General features: G+C 59.4%; 6 protein-coding genes and 2 pseudogenes. 2 read left to right on the forward strand and 6 right to left on the reverse strand.

The window, feature by feature from the left end:
* From PAF12_RS16895 to PAF12_RS16915, 5 genes and pseudogenes are all read right to left on the reverse strand, one after another.
* Complete coding sequence (locus tag PAF12_RS16895; protein ID WP_271109735.1) at nucleotides 1-888, reverse strand: branched-chain amino acid ABC transporter permease; 888 nt, start codon at nucleotides 886-888, stop codon at nucleotides 1-3.
* Nucleotides 889-2,808, reverse strand: coding sequence for a long-chain fatty acid--CoA ligase (locus tag PAF12_RS16900; RefSeq protein WP_088652431.1), 1,920 nt, complete (start codon nucleotides 2,806-2,808; stop codon nucleotides 889-891).
* Nucleotides 2,801-3,607 (reverse strand): ABC transporter ATP-binding protein, encoded by an 807-nt coding sequence (locus PAF12_RS16905; protein ID WP_258095910.1) that lies wholly within the window; start codon nucleotides 3,605-3,607, stop codon nucleotides 2,801-2,803. The genes PAF12_RS16900 and PAF12_RS16905 overlap by 8 nt, the downstream gene beginning before the upstream one ends.
* A gap of 37 nt (nucleotides 3,608-3,644) precedes the next feature.
* A complete protein-coding gene (locus tag PAF12_RS16910; protein ID WP_027264300.1) occupies nucleotides 3,645-4,499 on the reverse strand; it encodes an SDR family oxidoreductase in 855 nt (284 codons plus the stop codon).
* A 105-nt stretch (nucleotides 4,500-4,604) separates the two neighbouring features.
* Nucleotides 4,605-5,339, reverse strand: a pseudogene (locus PAF12_RS16915) (acyl-CoA dehydrogenase family protein); the annotation flags it as partial.
* 108 nt (nucleotides 5,340-5,447) lie between these two features.
* Between PAF12_RS16915 and PAF12_RS16920 the strand changes: the two are divergent.
* Nucleotides 5,448-6,713 carry an IS256 family transposase gene (locus tag PAF12_RS16920; RefSeq protein WP_027264277.1) on the forward strand — a complete coding sequence of 422 codons (1,266 nt, stop codon included), beginning with the start codon at nucleotides 5,448-5,450 and terminating at the stop codon, nucleotides 6,711-6,713.
* A gap of 172 nt (nucleotides 6,714-6,885) precedes the next feature.
* Here PAF12_RS16920 and PAF12_RS16925 read toward each other — a convergent pair whose 3' ends face one another.
* Nucleotides 6,886-7,131 (reverse strand): type II toxin-antitoxin system ParD family antitoxin, encoded by a 246-nt coding sequence (locus PAF12_RS16925; RefSeq protein ID WP_027264276.1) that lies wholly within the window; start codon nucleotides 7,129-7,131, stop codon nucleotides 6,886-6,888.
* Nucleotides 7,132-7,252: 121 nt separating this feature from the next.
* Here PAF12_RS16925 and PAF12_RS16930 point away from each other — a divergent pair.
* Nucleotides 7,253-8,126: pseudogene (locus tag PAF12_RS16930) on the forward strand (recombinase family protein).
* Nucleotides 8,127-8,195: the final 69 nt, after the last annotated feature.

Raw genomic sequence — 8,195 nt, forward strand, 5'->3', positions numbered from 1 at the left:
TTACACCCTTTCGATGTCGTGACGACCGAATAGTCCGTGCGGACGGATCATGACCGTGAGAATGAGCACGGCAGCGACGATAAGCTCACGGCTTCCGCCTCCGACAAGCGGATCGAGGAAATCAGCGCCAATGTTTTCGACGACACCTAGGATGATGCCTGCGATTACGGCGCCAAGGATACTGTCGAGACCACCGAGAACGGCAACCGTCAGTCCTTTGAGAAGCAACAGCGACAGCGCCTGATCGACACCCTGAATCACACCCCAGATGACGCCAGCGGCGACAGCAACAACGGATGCCAATGCCCAGGACAACCCAACGCCGCGCTCAACCGAGATACCTACCGACCACGAAGCCATGTAATCATCCGCGATCGCCCGCAACTTGATCCCGGTCCGGGTTCGGAAAAACAGCATGAATGCGACAAACAAGGCGAGCGCAACACCGGCACCAACTAGATGGATGCGGCTGATGAAGATGTCGCCCAAAAACAGTGGATCGTAGCTGACGCCCAACTCCATCGAACGTGACGTCCCGCCCCAAATCGCAAGCGTTGTACCCCGCAGGAAAATGTCGAGGCCGAGTGTCAGCATCAAGATCATGACGACCGGCCGACCTGCGAGACGGCGCAGAGCAACACGCTCAATGCCGAACCCAAGGCCGAACATGACAACCGCAGCCAGAGGGATGGCCAGCCACAAGGGTAAACCCACATCGCGCGCCAGCGCCAAGACCACATAGGCCCCGACCATGGTCAACCCGCCCTGCGCCAGATTGGGCACCGAAGATGCCTTGTAAATCAGCACAAGGCCGATGGCGAATAGCGAATACAGCAGACCCGTCAAGGCTCCGTTGATCGCAAGCTCTGATAGAAAGACCCAGTCCATTTATACCTCCCTGATGGGAAGGCTTCTTTCGACCTTCCCTACTTCCCCGGTCTCGTAAGTCACCTGCGCGCTTACATGGACCTCTTTTGAACCGTCGTAGAGCGCCGCGATCACGTCGGCATAGCGTTCCTGAACGACCTTCCTCCGCAGTTTTCGTGTCCGTGTGATTTCACCATCGTCCGGGTCGAATTCTTTCGGCAGACTGACAAAGCGTTGCAGGCGCAATGGCTCGGTGACGGCCTTGTTGACCCGTTGGAACGCCTCGCGAAGCAACGTCGCGACCTCTTCACGCTGAGAAAGATCGGCATATGACACGTAAGGTACGCCGTTCACTTCGGCCCAGTGCCCCACGGCCTCGAAATCCACGCAGACCATCGCCGTCAGTTCCTTCAGCCCGGCGCCAATCACGGCCGCATCCTTGATATACGGGCTGAATTTCAACCGGTTCTCGATGTAGTTTGGAACGTAACGTTCACCGTCGGCGGTGTGCATGACCTCGGAGACACGGCCCAGAACAACCAGGTGTCCGTCGTCTTCCAGATAGCCGGCATCGCCGGTATGCAGCCACCCGCCCTCAAGCGCTTCGGCGGTCGCTTCGGGTTTGTTGAAATACCCTTCGAACACGCTGTCCGAGCGCACCAGGATCTCACCGTCTTCGGCAATGCTGACCTCGACGCCAGGCGCCGGTTTGCCAACCGTATGAAGACGGACCTCGCCCGGAGCCTGAATCGCGTTGATCGCGCTGTTCTCGGTCTGGCCGTAGAGCTGACGCAACTTGATCCCCAGGGCGCGGTAGAACACAAAGGTGTCTTCCCCGATCGCTTCACCGCCGGTGAACGCATTCTTTAGGCGGCTCATCCCGAACTGGTCCTTGATCGGTCCGAAAACCATCACCTCGCCCAGAAGCCGGCCCAATGGCTCAAGTACACCGCCGCTTTTGCCATTCAGCTTGTTCATTTCAGCTGCGATGGCCCGATCCATGAAGAAATGGTACAACCATTTCTTGACCGGGGTCGAATTCTCGATACCGACCTGGATCGTCGTCAGCATCTGGTCCCAGCTTCTTGGCGCCGCCAGATAGAATGTCGGAGCGATTTCGCGCATGTCGCGCACAACCGTTTCCTGACGTTCCGGCACGTTCACGGTGAACCGCCAAAGCAGGGCCGCCGCGACGGTAATGGCAAAATCGCCCACCCAGGCCATCGGCAGATAGGCCAGGATTTCCTCGTTTTCGTCGAATGCGCCCGCTGCATGCCCGTTCTTAGCGGCAGCAAGAACATTTTTCTGACTTAGAACGATACCTTTCGGCTCGCCCGTGGTCCCTGACGAATGCATGAAGATGGCCGGATCTTCGGGTTTTGCACGACCGTAAAGCTCTTCGCGCAGGCCGGGGGCTTCATTCAGATCGTGCTGACCGACTTCGATCAGGTGATCCCAGGACATCAGCCCTTCGACCTCATAGAAACCAAGGCCCCGCGCTTCGTCATAAATGATGTGGTCGATCCCCTCGGCGCCCGCGTCCTTCAGCTCCAGGATCTTGTCAACCTGTTCCTGATCTTCGGCGATGGCCGCGACGATTTCGACTTCGCCAAGAAAGTGCCGGAGTTCTTCGAGCGTCGCGCCGGGATAGGCAGGCATTGCATAGGCACCCAGCAACGAAATAGCCAGCATTCCGCCATACAGCCGCGCCCGGTTGTCGCCCAGGATAAGCACCGCCTTGCCCGGTGTTACGCCGATTTTCTCAAGCCCGGCCGCGCAGGCCAGCACCTCTTCGGCGTATTCCGCCCATGTGGTTTCCTTCCAGATCCCACGCTCTTTTTCGCGAAGCGCGATTTCCGAACCGTGTTTCGAGGCGTTCCGCGCCAGAATTGCGCCGATCGTGTCGCTGCCCGAAGACTGTTTCTTCGTCAAATCAGTCATGCGACCCTCCGATATATGCCTCGATGACCCGCGGGTCCTTCACAACCTCCTTGGGGATGCCACTGGCGATCATTTCACCATAATTCAGGGCCAGCATCCGATCACAAATGCCGGTGATGACATCCATATGATGTTCGATCAGCAGAACGCTGACGCCGCGTTCGGCACGGGCATCCAGAATGAAACGGGACATATACCCTTTCTCTTCCTGGTTCATGCCGGCCATCGGTTCATCGAGAATCAGCATCTGTGGCTCGGCCACCAATGCCCGCGCCAGCTCGACCCGCTTTTTCAACCCGATCGGAAGACCATCGACCAACTCATGCCGAATGCTCTCGAGCTGTAGAAACTCGATCACCTCCTCGACGATTTTACGGTTCTCGATTTCTTCACGCTGTGCTGCCAACCAATATAGCGCCGTACGCAAAACGCCTGGGCTCATGTGGATGTGCCGCCCGAGCAGGATGTTGTCCAGAACGCTCATCCCGTTGAACAGAGCAAGATTTTGGAACGTTCTTGCAACGCCGAGCTTGGCAACCTTGTGAGGCGCCGTACCCGTAATGTCGTTTCCTGCCAGCCGGACCCTGCCCTCGTTTGGCGGGTAAAATCCGGTAATTGCGTTTGTTAGCGTTGTCTTGCCGCTGCCATTCGGACCGACAAGTCCAAAGATTTCCCCTTGTCGAATAACGAGGTCAACACCGGTGACAGCGACGATGCCGCCGAACCGTCGCTCGATCCCGCTGCACTCCAGTATCGCCCCATCATCGGCTCCGATTGCTGTTTTAATCTTTGTCGTCATCTAGATCTCATTGTCCCCCTAAGGTTCACGGCCAACATCAGGTAATCCGGAAGTAGTCCGGCCGCCCCGTTGGCCATGGATCCCCCCACAATTGCTGCCCACCGTCGATGTTCAGAACTTCACCGGTTACGAATTTCCCTGAATTGGCCGCCATATAGACAACCCCTTCAGCGACATCCCATTCGTCCCCGGCGTGCCGCATCGGGTTGGAGTCCTGAAATGTCGCAGAACCCTCCGGAGGGTAGTTCCCGAAACCGTTGCTTTCGCAGCAACCCGGCGCCACGCAGTTCACTCGGATACCGTGCGGAGCCCACTCCACCGCAACCGACTTGGACAGGTAAACTACCCCTGCCCGGGCCGCACAGGTATGCGCGATGCCGGGCATGCCGCGCCAGATATCGGCCACGATGTTGACGATGGAGCCCGATTGCTTGTTGGCGACCCAGTGGCGCGCCGTGGATTGCATCATCCACCACGTGCCGTTCAGGTTGGTGTCTATGACCGCATTCCAGCCCTTTGGACTAAACTCCAACGCTGCTTGCGGAAACTGACCCCCAGCATTGTTCACCAATACGTCAATCGCCCCGAACTCCTGGTTCGTCTTGGCGACAAAATCCTCGACCTGCTCAGGCTCCCGGATGGTCATTGGCACAGCGAAGACTTTACCCCCGAAACTTTCGAGGAACTCCCTCGCCAAAGCCAGTTTCTCTTCGTTGCGTCCATTGATCGCCAGATTGGCCCCGAGCCTCGCGAACAGGGTCGCAATTGCCAGCCCCAATCCGCCTCCAGCGCCGGTCACCACAACGGTTTTGCCGCTGAATAAATCGCTCGCGTAAACGGTTGCACGTTTCGACAGGTCCTCCTTCGAAGACCCGAACTGCGTCTTATGCATGACGCCTCCTCCCATTCCCCTTAAGGGGCAGTTGTCACTAATCTAACGCGCGTTAGAAAATTGGTCAAGACACCTTTTCCCACCAGCCCCGCCCGTTATCTCAGATCAGTAAGACATTGGAAGTCCAAGGGCTTTTTCTGCTATGAACGACAAAAGCATCTGCGGTGTCACCGGTACGATGCGGAACAGCAGAGCTTCCCGTACCAGTCGCTCCACGTGATATTCCTTGGCGTATCCGAATCCGCCAAATGTAATTTGCGCGGCTTCGGTCGCCTCAACCGCGGCGTCGGCGGCCAAAAGCTTGGCAGCGTTCGCCTCGACGCCGCAGGGTTCTCCCGCATCGTAGAGGGCTGCAGCGTGCATCACCATGAGATTGGCAGATTCCACCCGCGCCCAGGCTTTGGCGAGTGGATGCTGAACACCCTGATTTTGGCCGATCGGGCGGTCAAAAATCACACGTTCGTTTGCATAATGCGCCGCTCGCGCCAGTGCGTTGCGCGCAATACCGATGCATTCACCGGCCACCAGGATGCGTTCGGGATTCAACCCGTGCAAAATTTGTCTAAAGCCTTTGCCCTCCTCCCCGATCAGGTCCTCAGCCGGAATCGGCAACCCATCGATGAAGACTTCGTTAGAATCGACAGCCTTTCGACCCATCTTTTCGATCTCTCGCACGTCAACGAAATTTCGGTCGAGATCTGTATAGAACAGGCTCAGCCCTTCGGTCGGGCTGCTCACATCCTCAAGCCGCGTTGTTCTGGCCAGAAGCAACATCTTGTCTGCCACCTGCGCGGTAGAAATCCAGACTTTTTGTCCGTGCACGACATATCTGTCCCCCCGCCACTTCGCAACGAGCTATGCTGGGAAATGGGTGACGGTGTTTGAGAAGGCGGCGTATCGTGGCGGGTGTCGAAGCCTGCCAGAACTTCCAGAAGGAACGATACGCCTATGACGAAGAATACCGACATCATCGCCCTGCGTCAGCCGGAATCTGTTGACGATCCGCTGACCGAGATTGCCCGGGATGGGGCGCGCCGGATGCTGGCCGCTGCACTTCGGGCAGAGGCTGACGCCTTCGTCGCTCAGCATGCCGAAGAGGTCCTGCCGGATGGCCGGCAGCGTATCGTCCGGCATGGGTATGGGCCGGAGCGAAGCATCCAGACCGGGATCGGCGCGCTTGATGTGCGCCGCCCGAAGGTGCGAGACCGCGCGGCCGGACCTGCTGACGAGAAGGTGCGGTTCAGCTCCGCCATCCTGCCGAAATGGGCGCGGCGGTCGCGCAGCCTCGATGCCCTGCTGCCAGTCCTCTACCTGCGCGGCATTTCCACCGGCGACTTCCGGGAGGCGCTCTCTGCGATCTTGGGGGCGGAGGCGCCAAACCTGTCGCCGGGCGTAATCTCGCGCCTGACCGGGGAATGGCAGCAGGAACATGACCGCTGGCAGCGCCGTGATCTTTCGGCGCGGCGGTATGTCTACATCTGGGCGGACGGCGTCTACCTCCAGGCCCGGATGGAGCCGCAGGCCGAGTGCATGCTGGTCATTCTGGGCGCCACGCCCGAAGGGAAGAAGGAACTGGTCGGCTTCCAGATCGGCGTTCGGGAAAGCGCGCAGAGTTGGCGCGAGTTGCCGGTCGACATCAAGGCCCGCGGCCTTGCCGTCCCGCCGGAGATCGCCGTGGGAGACGGGGCCATGGGGTTCTGGAAGGCGCTCGACGAGGTCTTCCCCGGCACGCGTCATCAGCGCTGTTGGGTCCACAAGATCGCCAACGTGCTGAACAAGTTCCCGAAATCGATGCAGCCGACGGTGAAGGCCGACCTGCGCGAGATATGGCAGGCCGAGACCCGCGCTAAGGCCAAGGCCGCCATGGACATCTTCGCCGAGAAATATGGGATCAAATACGAGAAGGCGGTAAACTGCCTGACAAAAGACCGCGACGCGCTGCTGGCGTTCTATGACTTCCCGGCCGACCATTGGGATCACCTGCGCACGGGCAACCCAATCGAAAGCGTCTTCGCCACCGTCCGGCACAGGACCGTCCGAACCAAGGGGGCGCTGTCGCAAACGACAGCGAAGCTGATGGTGTTCAAGCTCGTTCAGACCGCCGCCAAAACATGGCGCCGCCTGAAGGGCGCGAACCAGTTGCCTTTGGTCATCGAAGGCGTCACATTCACCGACGGTGTCGCCGAGAACGACACCGAAAACCGCGCCGCGTGATCAAGCCGCATCACCCAGATTTCAGCATAGCTCTGGATAAGCTGCAAGCAAGTCAAAGAGCGCGAACAGGCCATCTGCGTAGCGCTCGGCTTGACTCATGTCCCATTCCGCCGCGCCCTGGATCCAAATGTCCGCAAGATCGGCTTCCGCTGCAGGACGGATGGTCCATCTGCTATTTTCCGGCATGCTTCGCGTGCATCCGGGCCTTGAACGCGTTGCAGTCAAACGACTTTGCCGGGCCGCTGGCGATTCCGGCATCAACCGCTGCCTGGATTTCAGCGATTGCATCGTGCCGCATCCTGTCGCGCCGGATCAGGTCACGGACATAATCGCTCGAGTTGGCGTAGCGTCCCGACTTCGCCTGATCCTCGACCCAGGACTTCATCGGATCCGGCAGCGAGATGTTCATGGTGCCCATGGCTGTCTCCTTCGCGGCGAGGATATGGCAAGCTTTGCCATCAAGCAACCGTCTCCCCCTGCCCTGCTCGGCCAATCCGTCGTTTATTAGTGTTATCTAAAATTGCAAATGGCCCGTTTTCATGCCCCTGATAGGCTATGCGCGCGTATCCACAGAGGATCAGACCCCCCTGCCCCAGTCCGAGGCGCTGCAATCGGCGGGATGCGCCGAGATCTTTGAAGAGCACGCCTCAGGCGGCAATCGTGCGCGTCCGGTGCTTGCACGTGTGCTGGAGCGGATCGGCAAGGGCGACACGCTGGTCGTCGTCCGGATCGACCGCCTCGCGCGGTCTTTGTCGCACCTTCTCGAGGTGATTGAGCGTCTGGAGGCCAAGGGCGCCTTCTTCCGCTCCCTGCAGGACCCCATCGACACTGCATCGCCGCAAGGCAAGTTTAGGCTGCAGGTTCTGGACGCCGCGGCCGAGTTCGAACGCGCCCTAATCCGTGAGCGCACGAAGGCCGGGCTTGTCTCTGCGCGCGCCAAAGACCCCGCTGCGCTGCGCAAGGTGCGGCTGGCGCGACAGGACGGCTATATGGAGCGCTTGGACGAGACCGCGCAGGATTGGGTGCCCCACGTGCGCCGCTTGCGCCCCGATATTGCTTGGGAAGACGTGCTGCGGATTATCAATGGCCCCCCTGCCCCCAGATCGCCATTGGACCCAAAGCCGCCTGCTCCGCGCTGTGAAGGCCTATGTCAGAGACGGTTTCCTGCCTGCCGAGGTGCTTCGGCGCGCCGGACGCCGCGAAACCGATGACCGCCTGCCGGCCATCGTGGCGGCCATCAAAGGGTCGGACCCAGATATCACGCTACAAGCGATCTGCGACCGGTTGGAATCCATGCGTGAGCGCACCCCTCGAGGCCGCACCAGCTGGCAACCGTCCTCCGTCAGGATGCTGTTGGAACGGGCGGAGCGGCTTGGCCTAATTTCATCAGAATCGGCTCACCCCCAACCGTAACTAGCAGAGACCCAAACAGCTGAATCTATCGCTCCAGACACCGTCAGAAGGTCAATTGTGCCATTGGTT

The sequence above is a fragment of the Paracoccus sp. SCSIO 75233 genome (assembly GCF_027912675.1).
Taxonomy (GTDB): domain Bacteria; phylum Pseudomonadota; class Alphaproteobacteria; order Rhodobacterales; family Rhodobacteraceae; genus Paracoccus.